The sequence below is a fragment of the Agrobacterium sp. genome (assembly GCF_059499945.1).
Genome location: NZ_JCABZP010000020.1, coordinates 300,239 through 321,461 on the forward strand (window position 1 = coordinate 300,239; position 21,223 = coordinate 321,461).

General features: G+C 59.0%; 18 protein-coding genes. 11 read left to right on the forward strand and 7 right to left on the reverse strand.

Going from position 1 to position 21,223, the window contains the following annotated elements; translation table 11 throughout:
• Positions 1–39 precede the first annotated feature (39 nt).
• The 4 genes from AC5I5B_RS24290 (at position 40) to AC5I5B_RS24305 (ending at position 6,419) form a co-directional block, all read left to right on the forward strand.
• Positions 40–1,779, forward strand: coding sequence for a type I secretion system permease/ATPase (locus AC5I5B_RS24290; protein ID WP_175281076.1), 1,740 nt, complete (start codon positions 40–42; stop codon positions 1,777–1,779).
• Positions 1,780–1,825: 46 nt separating this feature from the next.
• Complete coding sequence (locus AC5I5B_RS24295; protein WP_174055186.1) at positions 1,826–4,177, forward strand: calcium-binding protein; 2,352 nt, start codon at positions 1,826–1,828, stop codon at positions 4,175–4,177.
• A gap of 40 nt (positions 4,178–4,217) precedes the next feature.
• Entirely contained in the window at positions 4,218–5,528 is a 1,311-nt protein-coding gene (locus tag AC5I5B_RS24300) for an HlyD family type I secretion periplasmic adaptor subunit (RefSeq protein WP_035261845.1), read from the forward strand.
• A 138-nt stretch (positions 5,529–5,666) separates the two neighbouring features.
• Positions 5,667–6,419 carry an IS6 family transposase gene (locus AC5I5B_RS24305; protein WP_035261843.1) on the forward strand — a complete coding sequence of 251 codons (753 nt, stop codon included), beginning with the start codon at positions 5,667–5,669 and terminating at the stop codon, positions 6,417–6,419.
• A gap of 86 nt (positions 6,420–6,505) precedes the next feature.
• On the opposite strand, the gene AC5I5B_RS24310 is transcribed toward AC5I5B_RS24305, so the two are convergent.
• A complete protein-coding gene (locus tag AC5I5B_RS24310; RefSeq protein WP_174055187.1) occupies positions 6,506–7,435 on the reverse strand; it encodes a LysR family transcriptional regulator in 930 nt (309 codons plus the stop codon).
• Positions 7,436–7,543: 108 nt separating this feature from the next.
• On the opposite strand from AC5I5B_RS24310, the gene AC5I5B_RS24315 reads away from it, so the two are divergent.
• The 4 genes from AC5I5B_RS24315 (at position 7,544) to AC5I5B_RS24330 (ending at position 10,819) form a co-directional block, all read left to right on the forward strand.
• Positions 7,544–8,074 (forward strand): ester cyclase, encoded by a 531-nt coding sequence (locus AC5I5B_RS24315; protein ID WP_211379253.1) that lies wholly within the window; start codon positions 7,544–7,546, stop codon positions 8,072–8,074.
• A 69-nt stretch (positions 8,075–8,143) separates the two neighbouring features.
• Positions 8,144–8,893 carry a 3-oxoacyl-ACP reductase family protein gene (locus tag AC5I5B_RS24320; protein WP_174055188.1) on the forward strand — a complete coding sequence of 250 codons (750 nt, stop codon included), beginning with the start codon at positions 8,144–8,146 and terminating at the stop codon, positions 8,891–8,893.
• Positions 8,894–8,953: 60 nt separating this feature from the next.
• Complete coding sequence (locus tag AC5I5B_RS24325; RefSeq protein WP_174055189.1) at positions 8,954–9,553, forward strand: NADPH-dependent F420 reductase; 600 nt, start codon at positions 8,954–8,956, stop codon at positions 9,551–9,553.
• A gap of 72 nt (positions 9,554–9,625) precedes the next feature.
• Entirely contained in the window at positions 9,626–10,819 is a 1,194-nt protein-coding gene (locus AC5I5B_RS24330) for an MFS transporter (RefSeq protein ID WP_174055190.1), read from the forward strand.
• Between the two features lie 217 nt (positions 10,820–11,036).
• On the opposite strand, the gene AC5I5B_RS24335 is transcribed toward AC5I5B_RS24330, so the two are convergent.
• The 6 genes from AC5I5B_RS24335 to AC5I5B_RS24360 form a co-directional block, all read right to left on the reverse strand.
• Positions 11,037–11,813 carry an ATP-dependent Zn protease gene (locus tag AC5I5B_RS24335; protein ID WP_174055191.1) on the reverse strand — a complete coding sequence of 259 codons (777 nt, stop codon included), beginning with the start codon at positions 11,811–11,813 and terminating at the stop codon, positions 11,037–11,039.
• The gene (locus AC5I5B_RS24340) at positions 11,810–13,207 is read right to left on the reverse strand and encodes an AAA family ATPase (protein ID WP_174055192.1); all 1,398 of its coding nucleotides are present in this window, start codon (positions 13,205–13,207) and stop codon (positions 11,810–11,812) included. The genes AC5I5B_RS24335 and AC5I5B_RS24340 overlap by 4 nt, the downstream gene beginning before the upstream one ends.
• Before the next feature lie 56 nt (positions 13,208–13,263).
• Positions 13,264–13,788 (reverse strand): hypothetical protein, encoded by a 525-nt coding sequence (locus tag AC5I5B_RS24345; RefSeq protein WP_174055193.1) that lies wholly within the window; start codon positions 13,786–13,788, stop codon positions 13,264–13,266.
• Positions 13,781–14,323 carry a hypothetical protein gene (locus tag AC5I5B_RS24350; RefSeq protein ID WP_174055194.1) on the reverse strand — a complete coding sequence of 181 codons (543 nt, stop codon included), beginning with the start codon at positions 14,321–14,323 and terminating at the stop codon, positions 13,781–13,783. The genes AC5I5B_RS24345 and AC5I5B_RS24350 overlap by 8 nt, the downstream gene beginning before the upstream one ends.
• Before the next feature lie 114 nt (positions 14,324–14,437).
• Positions 14,438–15,505: a hypothetical protein gene (locus AC5I5B_RS24355; protein WP_174055195.1), complete on the reverse strand. Its 1,068-nt coding sequence runs from the start codon at positions 15,503–15,505 to the stop codon at positions 14,438–14,440.
• A 334-nt stretch (positions 15,506–15,839) separates the two neighbouring features.
• On the reverse strand, positions 15,840–17,012 hold the full coding sequence (locus AC5I5B_RS24360) for a hypothetical protein (RefSeq protein ID WP_174055196.1): 1,173 nt from the start codon (positions 17,010–17,012) through the stop codon (positions 15,840–15,842).
• An 849-nt stretch (positions 17,013–17,861) separates the two neighbouring features.
• Between AC5I5B_RS24360 and AC5I5B_RS24365 the strand changes: the two genes are divergently transcribed.
• The 3 genes from AC5I5B_RS24365 (at position 17,862) to AC5I5B_RS24375 (ending at position 21,212) form a co-directional block, all read left to right on the forward strand.
• On the forward strand, positions 17,862–18,197 hold the full coding sequence (locus AC5I5B_RS24365) for a hypothetical protein (protein ID WP_174055197.1): 336 nt from the start codon (positions 17,862–17,864) through the stop codon (positions 18,195–18,197).
• Positions 18,198–18,842: 645 nt separating this feature from the next.
• The gene (locus AC5I5B_RS24370; RefSeq protein WP_174055198.1) at positions 18,843–19,640 is read left to right on the forward strand and encodes a hypothetical protein; all 798 of its coding nucleotides are present in this window, start codon (positions 18,843–18,845) and stop codon (positions 19,638–19,640) included.
• Positions 19,641–19,694: 54 nt separating this feature from the next.
• Positions 19,695–21,212 (forward strand): recombinase family protein, encoded by a 1,518-nt coding sequence (locus AC5I5B_RS24375; RefSeq protein ID WP_495752873.1) that lies wholly within the window; start codon positions 19,695–19,697, stop codon positions 21,210–21,212.
• The last annotated feature ends 11 nt before the right edge of the window (positions 21,213–21,223 follow it).

Below are 21,223 nucleotides of genomic sequence, written 5' to 3' on the forward strand. Positions count from 1 at the left end.
AACGCCGAATCTCGGCAAAGTTTCCAGGGGGACTTTCAGATGAGTGGCACCTGCAACAAAAAAGAAAGCCAGATAAATGGCATGGGTGGCTTGATGATGTTCGTCTTTGGTCTGTCCGGCATCATCAATATTCTGGCCCTGACCGGCGCCTTCTACATGCTCCAGATCTATGATCGTGCGCTGACCAGCGGAAGCGTGTCGACGCTTGTCGCGTTGTCAGGCCTTGCAATCGGCCTTTATCTTTTCCAAGGGCTGTTCGATATTCTGCGCTCACAGATCCTGGTTCGGCTTGGCGCGAGACTCGATACACAACTGGCCCCGCTGGCCCACAAAGTCGTCATCGATATGCCGCGCTATGGTTATTCCACGTCTGAAGCGACGGAGCGTGGCCGCGATGTCGATACGATCCGCGGATTCCTGGCAAGTCCCGGCCTGATTGCGCTTTTCGATTTGCCCTGGATGCCCATCTACCTGGTGTTCGTTTGGCTCTTGCACCCAATGCTTGGCATGTTGACCGTTGGCGGGGCCGTTGTGCTTGGCCTTTTGACGCTTTGCACGGAACTTCTGACACGGCGTCACGCCAAAGAGATGCTGAAATCAACTGTACTGCGAAATGCAGTCATCGATTCCAACGCTCGAAACAGCGATATCATGCACTCAATGGGCATTGCCGATCGTGCTGTGAGCCGTTTCGAGCGTGCCAACCGACGTCACCTGGATACGCAAACCAGGACCTCCGATATCTCCGGAACGTTCTCAGGCCTGTCCAAGGTTCTGCGGATGATGTTGCAGTCAGCGATTCTCGGTCTTGGCGCCTACCTTACAATCAAGGGGGAATTGTCGGCCGGCTCCATTATTGCCTCTTCGATCGTGACCGCACGCGCCCTCGCACCGGTGGATCAAGCGATCGCGCAATGGAAGGGAATGGTTTCGGCCCGGCGCAGTCATGCTCGTCTTAAGGAAACACTGGCCGTTCTGGACGAAAAGACCGGACTTTTGAATCTTCCTGCGCCGAAGGAAACTCTCACGATTGAAGGTATTACGACGGTCGCGCCACACAGCGGCGCAGTCCTGTTGAGTGACGTAAGCTTCGAGCTGAAGGCTGGCCAGGCGCTCGCCCTGATCGGTCCGAGCGGCGGCGGGAAGACGACCCTTGCCCGATCCATTCTCGGCATCTGGCCGACACTACGCGGTTCAGTGCGTATCGACGGCGCGGATCTCAAGCAATGGCCTTCAAGCTTCTTCTGCGAACATGTCGGCTACCTGCCGCAGGATGTCTGCTTGATGGACGGAACAATCGCCGAGAATATTTCACGTTTTGCCGAAACACCGGAGGCACATACGATTCTGCAGGCTGCAAGGGCGGCAGGCATCCACGATATGATCGTTCGTCTGCCGAACGGCTACCAAACAGACCTGGGACCAAATGGCATGTCACTTTCGGCTGGTCAACGCCAGCGCATTGGCCTTGCGCGGGCATTGTATGGCAGCCCGTTCCTGGTGGTACTGGACGAGCCCAACTCCAACCTTGACGCCGAAGGTGAAGAGGCACTGATGAAAGCGATTGCCGCAGTTCGCTGTCGCGGCGGGATCGTGGTGGTTGTCGCCCACCGCCCAAGCGCCCTGCAATCCGTTGACATGGTCGGCGTTGTCCAGAGCGGAAAACTCGTGGCGTTCGGTCCGAAGGACGAAATTGTGAAAGGGCCACAACCGCAACTGCTTCGTTCGGAACACACACGCATGCAGGCATCGTCCGGCAATACTCTGGCAGCAGAATAGACTTGTTCCTTTGCAACGCTCAGAAGCAACAGGAGGAGAACAGACAATGGAAGATAAACTTGTTCTGGGACTGCCTGACGTGGCAGCCTCCATAGCGCCAAAAAACCGCTTTGAACTTCACGACAAACCGGTCCCGCGCTACTGGAGCATAATGAACCCGGCCGTCGCTCTTGCCGCGATCGGCGCTTTTTTTGGAAAGCTCCGTTCCGAAACGCAAGTAGACGGACCAAATGCCCCGCTTGCCCCCCTTGTTCAAGGTCCAGTGGCCGAAACGGAAACGCGTTCGAACGAGGCTTCTACGAACATCGACATTATTGAAGAGGTCGCCGCGTATCTCCGCCAGGTCGCCGAGGAAGCCGGCAATGCCGAACGCAAGGTAAGGTTTTTGGCTGAAACCACTACGTTTCCCTCCTCCTTCCATGCAAGGGCCGACCTGAACCTTGATAATCACTCCTTTCGGTCGCTACTGCAGTCACTGTCCGCAAACGACAACCATCGGATCAACGGATATTTCGCACCCCTGACAACACTCGGCGTGCTTGGCAACGAGACTCCGATCATCTGGCACGCGAAAGACCAGCGGAGCGAAAACGCCAGTGAGCCCGAAGCGCCTCGTGCAGATCCAGATGAAAATCCGAGAGACCATGACGGACCGGCCGCCGGGGAAAGCACTCCTCCGGCAGGCAACGCACGTCCAAATCGATTGCCGGTTGTGGCTGGACGGGTGTTTCTTGGAAGCGGCCTGATGAACCTTTCAGCGCTCATCCTTCTCGACAACCTGGCGTCGGCCGCAACCGACGCAGATGACGACACTTTGTCAGTTCGAAACCTTCAGGTTTCTTCCGGCATCATACAGACCTATGGCGAGGGTATCTGGCTCTACACGCCCGACCGCGGGTACATCGGCGAAGTCACCTTCTCCTATAGCGTCAGCGACGGAATTGGTTCTGTGTCGGCGACGGCAATGCTGGACCTCGTTAAAGCAGCGCCGCATCCAGTCGAAGGTACCGATAAGGATGACATCTTGTTGGGTACGCCCGGAGATGACGTGATAGCGGCACTTGACGGAAATGACTTCGTCTACGGTCGCGAGAGCAACGACGTTATTTACGGTGGCAACGGCGACGACACCCTGATGGGGGGCAGTGGAAACGACACGATCTATGGCGAGGGCGGCCACGACCGGATTTCCGGTGGTGGGGGTGACGACGTCATCTTTGGTGGTGTGGGCAATGACGAAATGTATGGCGAGGAAGGTGACGACGTCGTGGCCGGCGGTGATGGTGATGACATGGCCAGTGGCGGAGCCGGCAACGATCATCTGTTCGGAGACGAAGGCGACGATACCCTTTCCGGCGATGCGGGCGATGACTTGCTCGACGGAGGTAATGGCAATGACATGTTTTCGAGTGGTCTTGGGCACGACGCGGTAATTGCAGGCGCCGGCAACGACATCATCGTCATCGGTCCCGGAGCCGAGGAGGCGCGAGCAGCAGCGCAGCTTCCCGCCGTCAACGACGGTGACGACACATATTCAGGCGGTGACGGTTTCGACACTTACGATGCGTCCTCTGCTTCAAAGGCTGTCGAAATTGACCTTGCAGCCAAAACTGCATCGGGTTCGCAGATTGGGACAGACCACATCGACGGATTTGAAGCAGCTATTGGCGGCAGTGGAAACGACACGTTGAACGGCAATGACGAGGATAATCTCTTGGTTGGAGGAGCTGGCGACGATCACCTTACTGCGGGCAAAGGCAACGATACCGTCAGTGGTGACGCTGGCGATGACACTGTGGTCGTTCTCTTCACAAGCAGTGGATCAGACGATGGCAATGATCAGTATTCCGGTGGTGATGGCATAGATACCTACGACGTTTCTGCGACAATCACAGCAGTTATTATCGATCTCGAAGAAGGAACGGCTACAGGCGTCGAAATCGGGACTGATCAACTGGAGGGCTTCGAAGCCGCCATTGCAGGGCTCGGCAACGACGTGCTGGTAGCCAATTCGGACATTAATTTCCTGACCGGCGGCGCAGGCAACGACGTCTTCATTTTCCGCTCGGTGGAGGCCGTCTTAAACGATGGCCAAGGAAGGGACAAAATTCTCGACTTCCAGATCGGCGATCGGATTGATTTGTCTGATCTCGCAGATGAAATCGGTGGGCTGATGTTCGACCGAATCATGGGTGAGATCAATGACCAACAGGATGTCCGGCGCATCCGACTCTACAGCGAGTTTGCGGACGGCGAGACTGCCGTCGTTCGCGCCGTCATTGATCTTGCGGGAGAACAGGACGATCTCGAGTTGCTGATCTACAGCCACCAGGCGTTGACTGAAGATGATTTCATTCTCGCGGCTCGTGATGACGACGCAGGCCTGGCAAGGACGTAACTAGAATAAGGCGAAAAGCCACATAAGGGAGCTTAGGGACATGACGCGCGAACAAAAAAATACAAGAAAACAATTCACGCCAGAAGCACAATCCTTCGGCATCGCGCCACGTATCGTCGTGTCAGGCATTCTGGCGGCTCTCCTCGTGTTCGGAGTCGGCGGATGGGCGGTTCAGGCCAAACTTGCCGGTGCGGTTGTTGCGCAGGGGCAGCTTGTCGTGCCAGATCAGGTCAAAACCATTCAGCACCGTGACGGCGGGATTGTCGCTGACATTCCCGTGGCCAATGGAGACACAGTGAAGGCTGGTGACGTGCTTCTGCGCTTTGATGAAACTCAGACTCGAGTAGAATTGACCATCATCCGAAGCCAGCTATCGCAGTTGCGAGCGATGAAAATCCGGCTGGAGGCGGAACGTGACGGTAAGGACACCATTTCATTTTCCGACGGCTCTATCGTCCCCGAGCTTGCGCGTAACGAAACGAAGCTGTTTCAGGAAAACCGCCGCATGATCCTGAACCAGAAACAGCAACTGGAAATGCAAATATCCCAACTCGAAGACCAGATTGATGGACTGATTTCGCAGCGGAAAGCAAACGACGTTGAAAAGAAGATAATTACCGAAGAGATCGGCGTCAGCGAGAGGCTCGCCAAAGGCGGATTAATCAAGTTATCGGAATTTCGCGAGCTCCAGAAGCAGGTAGCCCGCATCGATGGGACCAGCGGCGAAGTGGCAGCCCGTGTGGCCGAGGCTGAAGGAGAGATCAGCGAGTTGCGCATCAAGCTTCTCTCCATTGACCAGACAACACGATCCGAAACTCAAAAAGAGATTGTCTCAATCGAATCCAAGCTCGCCGAACTGGGGGAGCGCGAAATCGCCGCATATGACCGTCTTTCACGCATGGAAGTTCGTGCGCCCGTCGATGGGTTTGTCTATGATCTGCAGATACATACGATCAACGGCGTTATAGGCGCAGGCGCAACTATAATGTCGGTCGTTCCCAAGACTGATGACATGAAGGTCGAATTCCGGATCGCGCCGGCAGATATCGATCGAGTAGCACCAGGACAGGCCGCCAGAATGAGACTGACCGCATTTAACAGCGCAACGACTCCAGAGGTTTTCGGAATTGTCGAATTCGTCGCAGCAGCAACCGTGATAGATAAGACGAACGGTCAACCCTATTATTTGGCGACAGTTGATATGATTGACCAACAGGAAGTCATTAGAGATCTCAAGCTTATGCCGGGCATGCCAATTGAGGTTTTCGTCCACACGGCTGAGCGCTCAGCGTGGTCTTACCTAACGAAGCCATTTACAGATCAGGTAATGAAAGCATTTCGTGAGGAATGATGGACCGATGTAACTTCACGCGAAGGTGAAAGAGAACCAGATGGTAGACCCATGAGGGGCCTGTCGCAAATTTTTGTAGTTAACAGCATGTTGACCAACCCTGGAGAAATTTCGCTCCCCGTGTAGCGGAGCGTGGCCATGATTCCGAATTCCATAGCAGAGAAGTTGAAGCACCAGTCGAAGAACGATTTCAAAGGACGCCACTTCGAAGCCTGGCTGATCGTTCAGGCGGTGACCTGGTATCTGCGCTATCCGTTGAGCTACCGCGATCTGGAAGAAATGTTCCGCGAGCGCGGCTTCGAGGTCGACCACAGCACCATTAATCGCTGGTTCCTCGCCTATGCACCTGTCATCGGGAAGCGGCTGGGCCGGTTCCGCAAACCGCATTGTGGTTCAATTCGAGTTGACGAGACTTACGTCAAGATTAGGGGCAATTGGCGTTACCTGTACCGCGCCATCGACAAGCATGGAAACCCGATCGACTTCCTGCTCACCGCAACGCGCGATCTTGATGCCGCGAAGCGGTTCTTTCGAAAGATGCTCAGGGACGAGCCTCTGTTATCGCCACGGAAGATCGGTACCAATGGCGCAAACACGTTTCCGTCAACGATCAAGACTGTCGTCGATGATGGGCTTTTGCATCCCAACCCGGTCCATTATGTCACCAAGCATTTGCAGCAAGGTATTGAGAGCGACCATTTTCAGGTGGAGAAAAACATGCCCAAGATCGGCGGCTTCCAATCCTTCAACACGACACGTCGAACCATTGCCGGATTCGAAGCGATACTCTGGCTCAGGAAAGGCTTTGGCTTTACCGGCGATTGGACCATCAACGATCAGAGCGATCTGCTCGCGCGTCTCTTCGGCCTGCAAAGGGTTAACGAAGCATGAAAATGCAACGGCTCACAGGATCACCTCAGCCTACTTGATAGTTTGCGACAAGCCCAGGCTTCTTCTAAAGCCCAAACTTCCCTTGGCTATCCAAGGCTTCCGGCAAAGCGTTCCGGCCATTTTTCCCGCTGGAAGGCTTCCACGACGAAATCGACGAACACACGGGTCTTGAGCGGCAGAAGCGTCCGGTTGGCGTAGTAGATCGAGATCGGCCCAGCATCGGCATACCAGTGGGGCAGAACCCGGATCAGTTCCCCGCTTTCCAGACAGGGCAACGCGTCGGGCTTGGCGATCATCGTCACCCCCATGCCGACCAGCGCCGCCATGCGCATTGCGGCAGGGTCATTGACCACCACCGTTTGCCGAAGCCGTGCAGGCTCTTCCGCTCCTGCTGCATCGCGCATCTGCCATTGGCGGATGCGGCCCGTGCGCAACGAGCGCATGACGATGCCATCAAGCTCCAGCAGCGCCGAAGGATCGTGCGGCGGCACCTTGCCCGCCATATAGGAGGGCGAGGCGACCGCGATGATATGCGCCGGAGCGAGCGCGCGTGAAATCACACCCGCCGTCAGTTCGAAACCTCCCCCGATTGCCACATCATAACTCTCGGCGATCAGGTCAATCTGCCGGTTCTCGAACATCCATTCGGGGCGCACCTTCGGAAAGCGTCGCGAGAATTCGGGCAGGAGGGGCAAAATGTAACCGATTCCGAAGGTCGGGCTCATGCTGACCTTTAGCGTGCCTGCCGGTTCCTCCTGATCCGCCGACGCTTCGGCAATCGCGCCCTGCAAACTCTCCAGACTGTCGCGGATCGATATGAGGAACCGCTCACCGGGCTCGGTAAGCGTGAGGCTGCGCGTCGAGCGCTGAAACAGGCGAACGCCGAGATTTCCTTCCAGCGCCGCAACGTTGCGGCTGACCGCCGCAGGCGTCAGCCCGAGCCGCCGCGCCGCCACGGAAAAGCCGCCAAGCTCGGCGCTGCGAACGAAGGATTCCAGGTTGGCCAGTGTTTCCATATCAACCTTCAAGCATTCATTGAAACCAATGACAGAAGATTACCACTAATCGAAAGGGAAATTGCAAGCGATATTCACTCCATCGAAACCGAACCGGAGTGAACGGCCATGACGCTCTCGACTAACAAAACACAAGTCATCGACAATATGGATGTCGGCCGCCGTACCCTGATCGCCGGCCTGATCGCTACAGCACTTCCCGTTCCCGCCGTGGCTGCCGTGCAGGACGATCCTGGCGCCAACAAGGCCGTCATCCGTCAGTTGCTCGAAGGCGTTCAGTGCGATGGCGACTTCGATCTGTTCGAACGGCTGTTCGCACGGGATTATGTCGACCACACACCATTTGGCGATGCCCGGCCTGACCGTAACGGCACGCGAGAAATCTACCGGACGTTCCGCGCCGCCTTTCCAGACTGGAATGCCGAGGTGCATTTCCAGATTGCCGAAGGCGATCTCGTCAGCACCTACAAGACATATCGCGGCACGCACCTGGGTCCCTTCATGGAGATCGCCGCGACCGGACGCGCCACCCGCTTCAACGTCATGGACATGATGCGGGTCCGAAACGGCCAGATCACCGACCACTGGACCGTCGCCGACGGCGCCGGGCTGATGGCTCAAATCAAACAACAGAACTGAACTTTCCAAATGGGTCACACGGACATCCGGTGGCTCTCCAACCCCTGCAACACTTGAAAGGAACATTCCATGTCGAACACTCTCTCCCTGACCGGTAAAACTGCTCTCGTTACCGGCGGTTCGCGCTCGATCGGCGCAGCAATTGCAAAGCGTCTCGCTGCCGATGGCGCGGCTGTCGCCATCACCTATAGCGCCTCGCCGGACAAGGCGGCCGCTGTGGTGACAGAAATCGAAGCAGCCGGTGGCCGCGCCATTGCCATTCAGGCCGATGCCGGCGATCCGGCCGCCGTCCGTGGCGCAGTCGCAAAAACCGAAGAAACCTTCGGTTCCCTCGACATCCTCGTCAACAATGCCGGCATCGCGCTTGGCGGGCCGATCGACGAGATCAAGTTCGAGGACTACGAGCGGATGATCGCCGTCAACGTCACTGGCGTCTTCGTTGCCACGCAGGAAGCAGCGCGTCGCATGAAGTCGGGTGGGCGCATCGTCCACATCGGCTCGTCCATGACCCGCTATGCCGCTTTCCCGACGGCCTCGCTCTATACACTGACCAAGGGCGCTGTTGCCGGCTTCAACCGCAGCCTGGTGCGTGACCTCGGGCCGAAGGGCATCACCGTCAACACCGTCCATCCCGGCCCGACTGACACCGACATGAACCCCGATGGCGGCCCGGTCTCGAAGATCGTCGGCCCCGGCATGGCGATCGGCCGCTACGGCAAGGACTACGAGGTCGCCAGCGTCGTCGCCTATCTCGCAAGCCCGGAAGCGGCGTTCGTGACCGGCGCGGATATCGTTGCAGACGGTGGCTTCACCGCCTGATCTGCCCCCGGCGCTCCAATGCCGGAGCGCCGGTTCCCCCTCACTCAAAGGAGAACCAGCATGTCTATCGGTATCATTGGAGCCGGCAATATCGGCTCGGCCTTCGCCCGCGCCCTTGCTCGCAACAGCATGTCCGCAACCATCGCCAACAGCCGCGGCCCGGCCTCGCTTGCCGTACTCGAAACGGAACTGAAGCCTTTCATCAAGGCGGGCACACTTGAAGAGGCGGCGAGCGCCGACATCGTCCTTGTGGCGGTCAATTGGTCGAAGCTGCCAAAGGCGCTCGCCGGTCTGCCGGACTACGGCGGCCGTATCGTCATCGACGCCAACAATCCCATCGAAGCGCCGCTGTTCAAGCCGGCCGAACTAAACGGTCGTCTTTCCACCGAGATCTTCGCCGATCTCGTTCCCGGCGCCCGCGTCGTCAAAGCCTTCAATCATCTGCAACCGCACCTGCTATCCGGCGATCCCAAAGCCGAGGGTGGCTCACGCGTCCTGTTCTATTCCGGTGACGACGCACGCGCGAAGGCGGAAGTCGGTGCGCTGATCTCCAGACTCGGCTTCACCGGCATCGATCTCGGCCCGGTCTCGATTGGCGGCAAACTGGTGCAGTTCCCTGGCGGTCCACTACCCGCCCTCAACCTCGTCAAGTTCGGCTGAACGATCTCAGATAAACCGGAGAGCGACCCTTCCTCTCCGGTTCGCCCTGCTTTTCACCAAAGGAAACCTCCTATGGACATGCCAGTCTCCCGCAGTATTTCAGTAGGCCACGCGGACAGCAAACCGCTCGCTTCATGGGCCGCAGTCGCCAGCATCGGCGTCGGCGCTTTCGCTCTTGTCACCACCGAATTCCTGCCCGTCGGGCTTCTGCCGCTGATCGCGGCTGACCTTGGCATCAGCGAGGGGACGGCCGGACTGATGGTAACCGTACCCGGGTTTCTCGCAGCGCTTGCCGCGCCGATGACCCTCGGATTTGCCGCACGTTTCGATCGCAAGCGTGTGCTCGTCGCACTGCTGATGCTGCTCGTCATCTCCAACGCCATAGTGGCAACCGCTCACGGCTTTGCGGCGTTGATGTTCGGCCGGGTGCTGCTCGGAATTGCGGTCGGTGGTTTCTGGACAATCGGCGGCTCGCTCGGCCCGCGTCTGCGCCCCGGCGCGGAAGGACCGCGTGCAACGGCACTGATCTTCTCCGGTGTTTCGCTGGGTACTGTCGCCGGGGTTCCCGCAGGCGCCCTGATCGGTGACCTGTTCGGCTGGCGCACCGCATTCCTGCTTGTGTCGGGTGTCGCACTGCTTGTCGTGGCGGCGCTCCAGTTTTTGTTGCCGGCCATCCGGGCGCAGAATGGTTCGGGATTGAAACAGGTTCCAGACGTGTTGCGATTGCAACGAGTCCAGATCGGTCTGACGGCAGCCGTGCTCATCTTCGTCGGGCAGTTCGCGGCCTATACCTACATTACTCCCTTCCTCATCGGCGCAACCGGGATTGATACGGGCACACTCAGCATGGTGCTGCTCGGCTATGGCGCGGCGGGGTTCGCCGGAAACCTGTTCGGGGGCTGGGCTGCTGGCCGGAACTTCGTGTCTGCCCTTGCCGGCACCGCTTTTCTGATCGCCTTGTCTGTTGCGGGATTGTTGCTGGCCGGCAGCAATACGCTTGCCGCAGTCGCTTGGGTTGTCACCTGGGGTTTCGGTTTCGGCATGCTGCCGATCGCCATGCAAACCTTCCTGTTCACCTCCGCGCCCGACCGGCTGGAAAGCATCGCCGCGCTCTTCGTGTCAATCGCGCAACTGGCGATCGGGCTTGGCGCACTGGTCGGCGGCCTCGCGGTCGACAATTTCGGCGTGCCGAGCGCGCTCTGGCTTGGTGCTGCAAGTGCATTGCTGACCGCGGGCCTCATCGTATTGACCAGCAAAACCCATTGAAGCGCGAGCCTGCGGCGATGGCGTTGTAGGCTTCCAGATGGAAAGGACCTGCTAAGATTGAAAGAGGAAGGCAGTTATCTGCAATGGTTACGGTGACGGACTAGCACGTATCTCAATGAACATCATCGATCCAGCCACGGCGGTCTCTATCAATCCTTTAGCCGATGCTCTGCGACAACTTGTACAATCATCCTGCACTTCGAATTTTCTCATCGCTTCAGCGCCGTAGCTCACCATCAGCAAGGATTCGCAGTACGGCCTTTTCATCCATTGCCTGTTCCTCGAACAGAGCCTTTGCCAAGGCATTGAAGATTGGCCTGCGCCTCCTGAGGATCGCCGCCGCCCGGTCGAGTGCCGCATCCAGTTTTCCATGAACCCGAGCCGCCAGTTCGGGATCACGGTCGAACACGGCACCCGGATCGCGATGGGGGCGATAGAGCAGCGGATGCTCGCTCCCGAATCCAAGGACGCGCTCCATGTCGAAGGCAAGCCGCGTGGCCCGCGCCAGATCGCTGTCGTCGGAACCACCGGAACCGCTCGAGACCCGTTTGAGCACCAGTTGCTCGGCAGCCCGCCCGGCCATGAGCATGGTCAGCATGTTTTCGTACCAATCGCGCGTGTCGGTGGCCCAGACGTGGAAGCCGACGAGATTGTAGCCGCCCTCGCCGGTATCGATATTGAGGCCGCGAACAGGTCCGAGGTCGAGCGCATGATGCACGACCGCATGTCCGGCCTCGTGGAAGGCGAAGCGCCAACGGAGATTATAGGGCACGGGCGGGCGATGACCGCGGATGCCGTCTTCGATGTCCTCATAGCGGATCGCCCGCTTGCCACGCCGCGCCTTCAATCGCGCTTCCCGGACGATGCGCTCGATATCCGCGCCCGTCAGCCCCATCGCCCGCGTGGCGAGACGCCTGAGGATAGCATCGGCAGAATTGGCGTGTTGCGCGGCTGCCGACAATTCCGACGCGTTGCTGTTCTGTGGCTCAGTCATCGGCTGGCTCCCTTCCGTTCACTTTCTGCGTCTTCCTCCAGATAATCGGCAACGATCCTCTTCAGCGAGAATCCGTCCTCGGCTTCAGACCGGGTTTCTGGTACTGGCTCCCGGATCAGCAATGTCACATCGTCCCCGAGATGGTGGGCCAGGATTTCGGCCAGCGTCGGCACATCGGGCCTTGGGATTTCGATATGGGTCTCCAGCCGCCCCGAACGCTTGAGAGCCTCGTCGATATGATCGGGCCGGTTTGTGGCGCCAACGACGATCAGCCCTTCGTTTTTGATCGCGCCATCGAGCAGTTCCAGCGCCTTGTTCACGACGGTATTCCAGTAGTCGGCATATTCCCGCTCGGCCGGCTGCCTTTTGCCGATGCCGTCGATCTCATCGATGAACAGGATCGCCGGCGCCATGGCCCGCGCTTCGACAAATGTCTTGCTCATCCGATCGATCACGTCGTTGAGATGACCGCCCTGCAGCCAGGTCGAGACGGAGGTGACGACCAACGGGATCTGCAGGCTGTTGCACAGCGCCCGGGCAAAGGTGGTCTTGCCGGTCCCGGGCGGACCGGACAGCAAAAGCTTGGTGCTCATCTCCGACCATGCAAGGATGCTTGCCCGATAATCGTTGAGGTCCGCTTTGAGATCGAGCGCCCAGTCTTTCGCTCGGCCATATCCGGAGAGGGTCTCGACGGTCATTGGCGGCTTGTGGCCGATCTCGCCCACCGTCGGCATTGGCTCCGGCTGGATCACCTCAGCGCCGGACGGCTTGTCCTTCTTCCAGCGGCCGTTGCTATCGGTGTCGGTCGACTTCGGCTTTTCGTGCGAACCTTGGGGCTTCTCGGTGGATGTGCTGGAGGATGCCGATCCGGATGCCTTGTCGCCACCACCGCCCTCCTCTTCCTCGAAGTCACCGCGATTGCGCTCAATGAGCACTGCAAGGACATGCAGCACGTCGTGAACATGCCGCCCTGGACGGAAGGCAAGAACCAGATCCTCGAGCGACAGCCAGCGCGTATCGTAATCCAACGGCAGGCCCAGCTTATCGATTGCTTCGTCCGGGTAAAGCACCTCGACCAGATCGGCGACGAACCTCCGGTCAAGCTTTCCCGTTTCCAGCGACAGGTCGGCGGAGATCTGCAAGAGCGATGGAATGTCCGACCGCTTTTCCGCGATGGCGAGGATCGACAAGTCGCGCGACAGCGCACTGAGCATCCGCCGGCGCAGGGCATTGCCCGTGACACGATGCACGCCGGCGCCCGAGAAGGTCATCAGGCGCCTGCGTGTCTCGCCTTCCACGACGTCGAAGTAATCGTCGTTGAACATGTGGTCCGCATCGACGATCGCAAACGGGCCGCCCGGTACCAGCCGGGTCTTCTCCAGGAGCCGCAGCACTTGCCCCTCGAAGCCTGCAAGCGGTGCATGGAGAGTGACGACCGGTGTCACACGGGTCAGTGTATAAACGATCTCCCGAAGCGACCGTCCGCTCCTTTGCACCGCGCGTGCCAGAACCAGGGTTGCAACGATGTGACTGACCAGCGGCTGAGCGGCTGAGCGGCTGCGCGATCCACCAGGCCGACGGCGTAAGCGCGCCGATCGACACCGTCTCCCAGCACTCCGTCATGCGCGCCTGTGCCGCGCCGCGCCCGAGGGATGTTTACGAGTTGCGAGGCGAACGGCGGATGAATGAGCCCGGCGGTCACAACACCATCGCCAGCAGAGCCGGCCGTCGGATTGCCGGTCTCCTTCGGTGCGACAAGCCAGTCACCAAAATTCCGCCGGAACCAGATATCGTCACGGATCGGATCGCCGCTCAGTCGTGTCGTGTCGAACGTCGGGCTGTAGCGGCAGGTGAGATGACCATCGACATCGACGATCCTGCTTTCCAGCAGACCATTGCGCAAAGCGATCCGGCGTGCCTCGCGGCGGGCAAGATGACGGAGGCGGCGAACAAACAGACGGGCAAGCTTATCCATCAGTCCGACCTCCCGTCTGCGCGGCAATAATTGCCGTGTGGGCGTCCTGGACGGGATCGCGCCGACGCGTTCGACCACGCTGCCGCCCGTCAATGCCACCGGGCTTCGGGATCCGCGCCAACACACGCTCGCGCGGCGAACGACGCGGCGGATGCGCGTCAGCCGACGAACCGGTCGAGACAGACAGGCTCAGGTGTTCGCTCCGGGACCGATCGAGATCCCGGTTGCGGTTTCGCAGCCAGTCGAGCATCAGGCGGCATGCCGCATTGCCGCTGTTGGCAGTAGCGCGCAACCGAAGCATCAGAGGCTCCGGCACAAGGCCATCCAGCAGAGGATCTTTCCGGACGCAGGCAAGCGCCAACCCGATCAGCACGGCGGGATCGTCGCGATCGCTCGGACCGTGGCCAAGGCTGGCGGACTTCATATGAGAGAGTTTCGCAGATGTGCCGTGATGACAGGGCAACGCGATGGTCTCGGTCGTGACCGCTTCGCAGACGAAGCCGGCCACAGACGGGCTGTGGTTATCGATGGACATGACTGTCTCCTCGCCGGAGCGCATCGCATCCGGCGTTTATGGAATGGAAGATGAGCGAAGCCGACCACGCGTTTCAGGCGCGACCGCGATCAGTGCCGTTAAGCTGGCGGCTCGTCAGTGCCGGCGCGGACGGCGGGCAAAACCGACCCGGATGCGGGCGGGCTCCGGTTCGTCGTCCTGATCGTCGTCGAAGCAGCCAAGATCGTCGTGACCTTCGTCCTCTTCATCCGCAGCCATGGCCCGCTCTTCCTCGTAAGTGCGGGCTGGACCGTTCAGAGCGATCAGCGGGTTTGCGACAATGGCAGCGGTGGGCGCCGTATCCGGTTTGGCCATTGCCACCACACCCAGTGCCTTACGGGCTTCTGCCTCGAGAAGCTGCTGCACGCGGCGGCCGAAGCGAAGACGCAGTTCTGCCATGCAGGTCGCAACTCCGTCGATCTCGAGCAGGTCGTCGATCTCGGAGAGAGCCCAGATGCCGGTGGCATGATCGCTCGGGCGGCTGGCGCCATCGACGATGGCAACCTCGACCGTGTCGATCATGAGCCGCTTGTGGTTCTTGTAGAGCCAGTCCGGCAAAACCATCGCCGAGGCCATCATCTTCATCTTCAGTTCTTCGAGACGGCTGGTGTCGCCGTAAGAGGCGAGCGAGCGTTTAAGGTCGAGAATGTAGGCCAGGTGCTTTGTCCGGTTCACCACGATCAGGTCGGGCGTATAGCTGCCTTTGGCCGGCGCCTCGCAGTCGAGCTTCACGCCGTCAAGGGACGACCAGTCGTTTCCGGCGACGGCTTCGAGCGCCGCCTTGACCAACGGCAGTTTCAGCGACTGGGTCAGCACGGTGATGTTTGGATTGGCTTTCGCCAGACGCTCAACCGCTTGTTCCAGCAGCTTGCCTTCGCGGAACGATACGGCGCGAACGAGCGAGGCGATGTGAACGTAATGGCCGAGGATGTCGTCCTCGATCGGTTCGCCGTCGGCGATTGCCGCAATGGCGCGGTCGATCAGCAGATCGAGATCGGCCTCGACTTCGGCGAAGCGAACGATATGCGGATGGCGGCGTAGCGCCGACGGCTCGCCGATGCTGTAGGCACCGATACCGAATGAGCGGTGGGAGAACATCGATGCCGCAGCGACAGTCGAACGAAGAACTTCCCCGGCAGGGGTAGAGAGAGTATGCGTGGTCATAGCCCGATTCCTTTTCGCGAAGGCTTGAGGGTCAGGCCCTTGTCGATGTTGGTAGCATCGGCTTGGGCCGCTTTTTGTCCGGTCTTCCGAACGACCCCAACCTGGCAGGACCGGGAGCCGGGCTCAAGGACCCGGAATAACAAAAAAGAACAAAGCCGGTACATAGTTAACGGCGGGCTCACGAAGTCCGGTCCGACGAACGCGCCCGGTGATCGCAACGGTCGACCTGCGTGTTTTCCGCTCGCCATCATCAGGCAAAAGGAAAAGGGCCGACATGCGGCCCTTCCGAGTTTGGTGGGAAGGCCGGTCGCCCGGCCCTCGTGCAAACTGCAACTTACGACGTGACGGCTGGCGCGAGTTCAACATCGGCGATGCTGTCATCGCCAAGCGCCGGCACCTTGGCAAACTGCTTGCGGTTTCGCGGCGCCTCCCGGCTGACCGTCATGAAGCCGCCGGTCGCCTCCTCGAGCGCAGCACCAAACCGGTCGATCACCTCATCCGGGACATCGGCATCGTCAGAGACCTCATCCGGCAGAACCGGCTCGGCATCGTAACGATCGCCGACACTGTCCGCCTCTGCCGGAACCGCCGGTTCGCAAGCCGGAGCTGTTGGCGCCGCGAGCGGCCATTCCGGCTTCCGCTCCTTTGACACCGCCCAGCCGAGCACCGGAAGCACATGCAGCGCAAGCCAGTCACGCATGTCTTTCGACTTCGGCCAGCCATCGACACCACCCAATGTATAGAGCGTATCGTTGACCTCAGCCCAGCCGGTCTTCTTCGGGAACTTGGTCGGCCGGGTGTTGCGGCCATAATCGAGTTCTGGCTCGAGGAACAAGGCCAGGCTTTCGAGTTCCTGCCGCGCGACGCGGGCGGTGTCCTGGATTTCCTTCGCTAGCGCCTCCTTGATCACACGGCTTCTGCTCAGCGCAGCTTCGACCGCCTTGCAGATCGTGACGACATGCTCGATGAACGCTTTCAATCCATCCCGGATCTTGGCCGCAATCAACGCTTTCAGTCCGCCCACACCGCCGGCCCAGAACTGATCGTCCTTCTCGGCCTTGTCACCGCCCTCCTCGCCACCGACCAAGATGGCCCTCACATCGGCAACCTGAAGGCGCCCGTTCTCCTCGGCAAAGGCAATGGCCGCCTTGACCTGATCGTCGGTGGCCGAACTCAGGTGGAACAACACCGTCGCGCCGACCGAGAGGTCGACCAGTTCATCACGGTAGGGTGTCAGGTTGCGGTACACCGCAGTATAATTGCGGGCGCTGCGCGGTGCGAGACCGCAGCGCATCTTTACCCAATGATCAAACCGGCCGTCGGCCAGCAGGTCTGCAGCCCGGGCCAAATGATCGCCGAGCTCGAAAGTCTGTTCGGTCGTACGGCGCCCGAGATCGAAGATGTAGGCGGCGCTCGTTTCGAGCTGTTCGCGCATTGAGTGCCCGATACCGTTATCTTCGTAGGAGTACGCGGTAGTCGCAGTGGTCTTGGTATTTCTGGTGCGCATGGAAGTCTCCGTGTGACGCGTTTACAATGTATCCGACGCAATACACATCGGATAACTATATGATCGCGCCATTACGGACGTAATGCAAATTCAAGTAAAATATCTTTGCAGTATACTTTATATTATTATCTTTAGTTTCCTGCGGTTTTTGGCGATTATATTTACATATAAACGACGTATTAATCAATTAATATCGATATATACGATACTTCTAAAATTTTTTCACTTAAAATTTGAAGGGTATTATTTCACGACAAAATCCAGAATCCGGAGATGGACACCCGACCTCCCACATTTAAGGCCTTCACGAAGTAGCTTTGCTGTCACGGAAACACGCGACAAAGTAAACACGAAGCCAGCGTCTCGCCGCCTGAGAGCGATGCTCGATTTCCACCCGAAGATGGCACATTCCGCGCGAACGGCTGGGACATATGACATGCGACTTCGCGGATGAACCAAACGGGAAGATTTCGGTTCGCCGCCTCATTTCCGGAATGGAGATGGTCCTGCAGGCGCAAGCGCGACGCGAAGCAGTCGGTAATTTCTGTCAGCTTGCCCACAGGTCGTTTCAACGTGTCCGCACGTCGAGACAAATTGCGCTCATTTGATTCAAGGTGCGATATTTTTGATTCCGAACGCTGGTCATTTGATTCACGACCGCCGTTTGTCCCTCGCCAACTTATCTCAACCTGTCTCAACGTGTCCGCAACTGATCTCAAATTGCGTTCATTTGATTCAGAACCCCAATAAAACGATTCATAAACCGGGATTTCCGATTCCATGCAAACGGAGTTGCCGTGGCGATAACGGTCTGGCATCCGTAGCCTAAGACCTGACGGGGAAGAGTGCATGCCAGCGAAGTCCGAGGAGATCCGCAACACCAAACAGCGCGAGCGGCAGCAGAAGCTGCGCGATGCCGACAGAAAGGCCAAACGCCCAGGACGCGACGATGTGGCCCGCACGGCGCTGTTCATGACAATCTCTGGCATGACGACGCGCGAGAAGACTGAAGAGCTGGAACACTTCCAGCATGTCGTCGTCTCGATGCTGGTTCGGCAAGGGTTCGACGAACACGCATCCCACGCTGTCTTCGATGAGCTCGTCGAGAAGTACCGGGATGGCGACTGGCCCTTCCGCCGCAAGCCCCATCTCCTATATCCTGACGGTGCCAACGAGGGTGACTGACCGGTTTCGTTCGACCTTCCAACTACGGTTCCAGCCCTTTGTCATCCCAAGCCCACCATGGGAACGCCCAACGGCGTTTGCGATCTCTACGACACCTCCCCCCATTACTCGGTTAATCGCCGTTTGATTCTGAATCGGATTTCCAGAGTGCTGGGGGGACCGATCATCTAAGATCAACTCATCAGCATCCATCCCATTCGCTAAAATGCTATCGATCTGATTAAGTGCTGGTCAGCCAGGTTTTCAAATAAACCTGAATCCTGCAAGGTCACTGCATTGATTTCGCAAGGGGTATGGATAATGTCGCTGGCGGCTGAGGTGAACGCCTCCGCCGGAATGCGCACCAGCGGAAGCCCTTGCATGGCGGAAACTGGTTTTCTGATTGGCTTTTTGCTAACCGGGACAATCTTGCAAGGGAGGACTCCTGGCGCGCTCGTGACACCGATGATCGAGTGACGTACCGATTTTTACAGAGGCTCTGGCCGGTGCGGACCGTCCTGCAGAGCATTGCCCAGCCTGGGTCACCTTATCCGTGTGGTGGCTTTCAGGCACAAAGAGATGGGATCGAGGGCGAACGGACGCCTGAGGGATCCAGAGTGGTGAGCGCATTCCTTCAACTCCACCCTGGATACGAAGGATCCGAACGTGCCCAACATCATCGACCTCCCGTCCGCACTCGGTGCGATCAAGACCGACCATCTCCACGATGTCGACAACGACACCAAATGCCGGCTGTATTCCGGCACAGTAGCCATGGCCTCTATCACGGGTGCATCAATGTCCCGCGTCCGGGATGCCGTGCGGCTTGCCCGTCATGGCGCAGGCTGGGTAGACCGCCGCCGTGCTCCCGCGGTCACAAAGACAAGCGGCGACGAGATCGAGAGCACCCTGCGATTGCTGGGCTATGCGGGAGAATGGCATGACATCAAAGGTCGCCCGACCCTTGCTGCGTACCTCAAAGCCCGGACGGGAATCCATCAAAGCCATCCCTGCGTCGTTTTTCTGGGCAACCACCGTGTTGCGATCAGTGGTGAGCTGTTTTGCGACGTGACCAACAACGGCCTGATGGTCGATATCGACCGGGCACCCTGGCGGCGCAAACCGGTGCACCGTGTGTTCGTCCTCACCCACCGCATCCCTGCGACGCAGATCCCGTCGAAGACTCTTCAGCGCGTCCAGCCGGCACACCTGACGGCGGAGCAGAAACGCCAGATCAGGGAATTGGATCGCCTGTTTCGCGCAGCCATCAAGGCGGAGACCGGCGCAACGCGGGTCAAGGTGTCCTCCACCGAAGTCTTCATTATCCGCCCCGCCGATTCCGGCTGGACGTGGTGCGGCGCGCGCGACAGCGTCGCCGACAGCCTTCTCAAGCTTCAGGGTCATGGCTGGATTGGCGGCAACACCGATGAGGCCGCGGCCTATCGCGCCATGATGGTTTACTGACCAGCGCTCAGGAGCAGCACTTTATCGGCGGCAATTATTGCCGCCGGCACCCCGGTGACCGACCTCGAGATGGCATTGCGCGCCGCGCTCAGCCATGAACTGGTCGAACAGATCCGCTACCGCACGCGCGAAGGCATGAAGATGGCCGTCCGGAAAGGCAAGGCATCCACCTGCCTCGCCTACGGCTACATGCTCTCCCAGCAGCGCGATGCGAACGGCGATCGCATCAAGGGTTTGCGCGAGATCGATCCTGCAAAGACTGAGGTGGTTCGCCGCATTTTCACCCTATATGCCGACGGCATGTCGCCTCGCGACATCGCCCAGCTTTTGAACAAAGAGGGCATCCCGGGCTCGCGCGGCCGTAAGTGGCGCGATACCGCCATCCGCGGCCACGTCAGCCGTGGTACGGGCATCCTCAACAATGAGAGTTACATCGGCCGCATGGTCTGGAACAAGCGTAACTACCGCAAGAACCCGGAAACCGAACGCCGTACCGCGCGCGCAAACGACGCGAGCGAATGGGTGCTGACTGATGTGCCGGAGATGCGCATCGTTTCCGACGACCTATGGCAGCGGGTGAAGGAGCGTCAGAAAGAGATCGGTGAGCTGTTCGATTTCGGGCAGAGCAACCGGCTGAATGCAACGCACCGCCCGGGATACTTGCTCAGTCATCTGCTCGAATGTGCGGAATGTGGCGGCCCCTACGCCATCAGCGGCAAAGATCGCTATAGCTGCACCAACCGCAAGAAGCGCCTGCCGATCGACGAGCTTGGTGGCGCCTGCTGCGGTAACAGCAAGACCATTACCCGCCAGGAGCTGGAGAGCCGCGTTCTCGATTGCCTGCCGGCTGCGTTCTTCTCCCTGGGGATGTTCGACACTATGTCGGCAAAGGTGATCGAACAGGAAACATCAAAGCTTCGCCGCCCGAAAGCCGAGCGCGAGCAGATGACGCGCGAACTGGACGAGTTGGAGCGCAAGCAGAAGAGCATCATCCAGCAGATCTCGGACCGCGCCATGCAAGGCCGCCCTCCTCTCGCTGCGCTCGACGATACACTCGATCAGATCGAGCTCCAGCGTGTCGCCCTGGCAAGGGAGATCGACGCTTTCACCACGTCCGAACCGGACATGCGGGCGAAGATCGAGGAATTGAAGCAGCGTCACAATCCCGCCCAGACGGAGTTGCGTATGCGCCATTTCTTCCTGCAGGCGCGCCGCGGCAAAAACGACGATGCCAAGCGTCAGGTGATGCCGATTGTGCGCTCACTGGTGCAGAAGGTGGTGATCGGCAAGACCCAGGGCCATCAGCCGGCAACCCTCGAAGTCCACGGCTTGATCTCCTCCATCCTTGCGCAGATGGACGTTCTCGACCTGATGGAGCGCCGCTTCGTCGCCGAAGTGCATGCGGACTTCATCGAGAAGCTGGAGGCTGGCGAGATCGAGACGAAGGAGAAACAAAAAAAGCTCCTCGACTCATATGAGGAGGAGCTTCGTCGCAAATACCCCGAGTGGGCGAATTTGCAAGTGTCGGTGGTTGCGGGGGCAGGATTTGAACCTGCGGCCTTCAGGTTATGAGCCTGACGAGC

Bases quoted from the DNA above. Each gene is read 5' to 3' on its own strand.
- AC5I5B_RS24365 (WP_174055197.1), top strand. From the start codon at position 17,862: ATGCCAGCGAAGTCCGAGGAGATCCGCAACACCAAACAGCGCGAGCGG.
- AC5I5B_RS24360 (WP_174055196.1), bottom strand. From the start codon at position 17,012: ATGCGCACCAGAAATACCAAGACCACTGCGACTACCGCGTACTCCTAC.
- AC5I5B_RS24295 (WP_174055186.1), top strand. From the start codon at position 1,826: ATGGAAGATAAACTTGTTCTGGGACTGCCTGACGTGGCAGCCTCCATA.
- AC5I5B_RS24310 (WP_174055187.1), bottom strand. From the start codon at position 7,435: ATGGAAACACTGGCCAACCTGGAATCCTTCGTTCGCAGCGCCGAGCTT.
- AC5I5B_RS24305 (WP_035261843.1), top strand. From the start codon at position 5,667: ATGATTCCGAATTCCATAGCAGAGAAGTTGAAGCACCAGTCGAAGAAC.
- AC5I5B_RS24320 (WP_174055188.1), top strand. From the start codon at position 8,144: ATGTCGAACACTCTCTCCCTGACCGGTAAAACTGCTCTCGTTACCGGC.
- AC5I5B_RS24330 (WP_174055190.1), top strand. From the start codon at position 9,626: ATGGACATGCCAGTCTCCCGCAGTATTTCAGTAGGCCACGCGGACAGC.
- AC5I5B_RS24290 (WP_175281076.1), top strand. From the start codon at position 40: ATGAGTGGCACCTGCAACAAAAAAGAAAGCCAGATAAATGGCATGGGT.
- AC5I5B_RS24350 (WP_174055194.1), bottom strand. From the start codon at position 14,323: ATGTCCATCGATAACCACAGCCCGTCTGTGGCCGGCTTCGTCTGCGAA.
- AC5I5B_RS24355 (WP_174055195.1), bottom strand. From the start codon at position 15,505: ATGACCACGCATACTCTCTCTACCCCTGCCGGGGAAGTTCTTCGTTCG.
- AC5I5B_RS24335 (WP_174055191.1), bottom strand. From the start codon at position 11,813: ATGACTGAGCCACAGAACAGCAACGCGTCGGAATTGTCGGCAGCCGCG.
- AC5I5B_RS24345 (WP_174055193.1), bottom strand. From the start codon at position 13,788: ATGGATAAGCTTGCCCGTCTGTTTGTTCGCCGCCTCCGTCATCTTGCC.
- AC5I5B_RS24325 (WP_174055189.1), top strand. From the start codon at position 8,954: ATGTCTATCGGTATCATTGGAGCCGGCAATATCGGCTCGGCCTTCGCC.
- AC5I5B_RS24300 (WP_035261845.1), top strand. From the start codon at position 4,218: ATGACGCGCGAACAAAAAAATACAAGAAAACAATTCACGCCAGAAGCA.
- AC5I5B_RS24315 (WP_211379253.1), top strand. From the start codon at position 7,544: ATGACGCTCTCGACTAACAAAACACAAGTCATCGACAATATGGATGTC.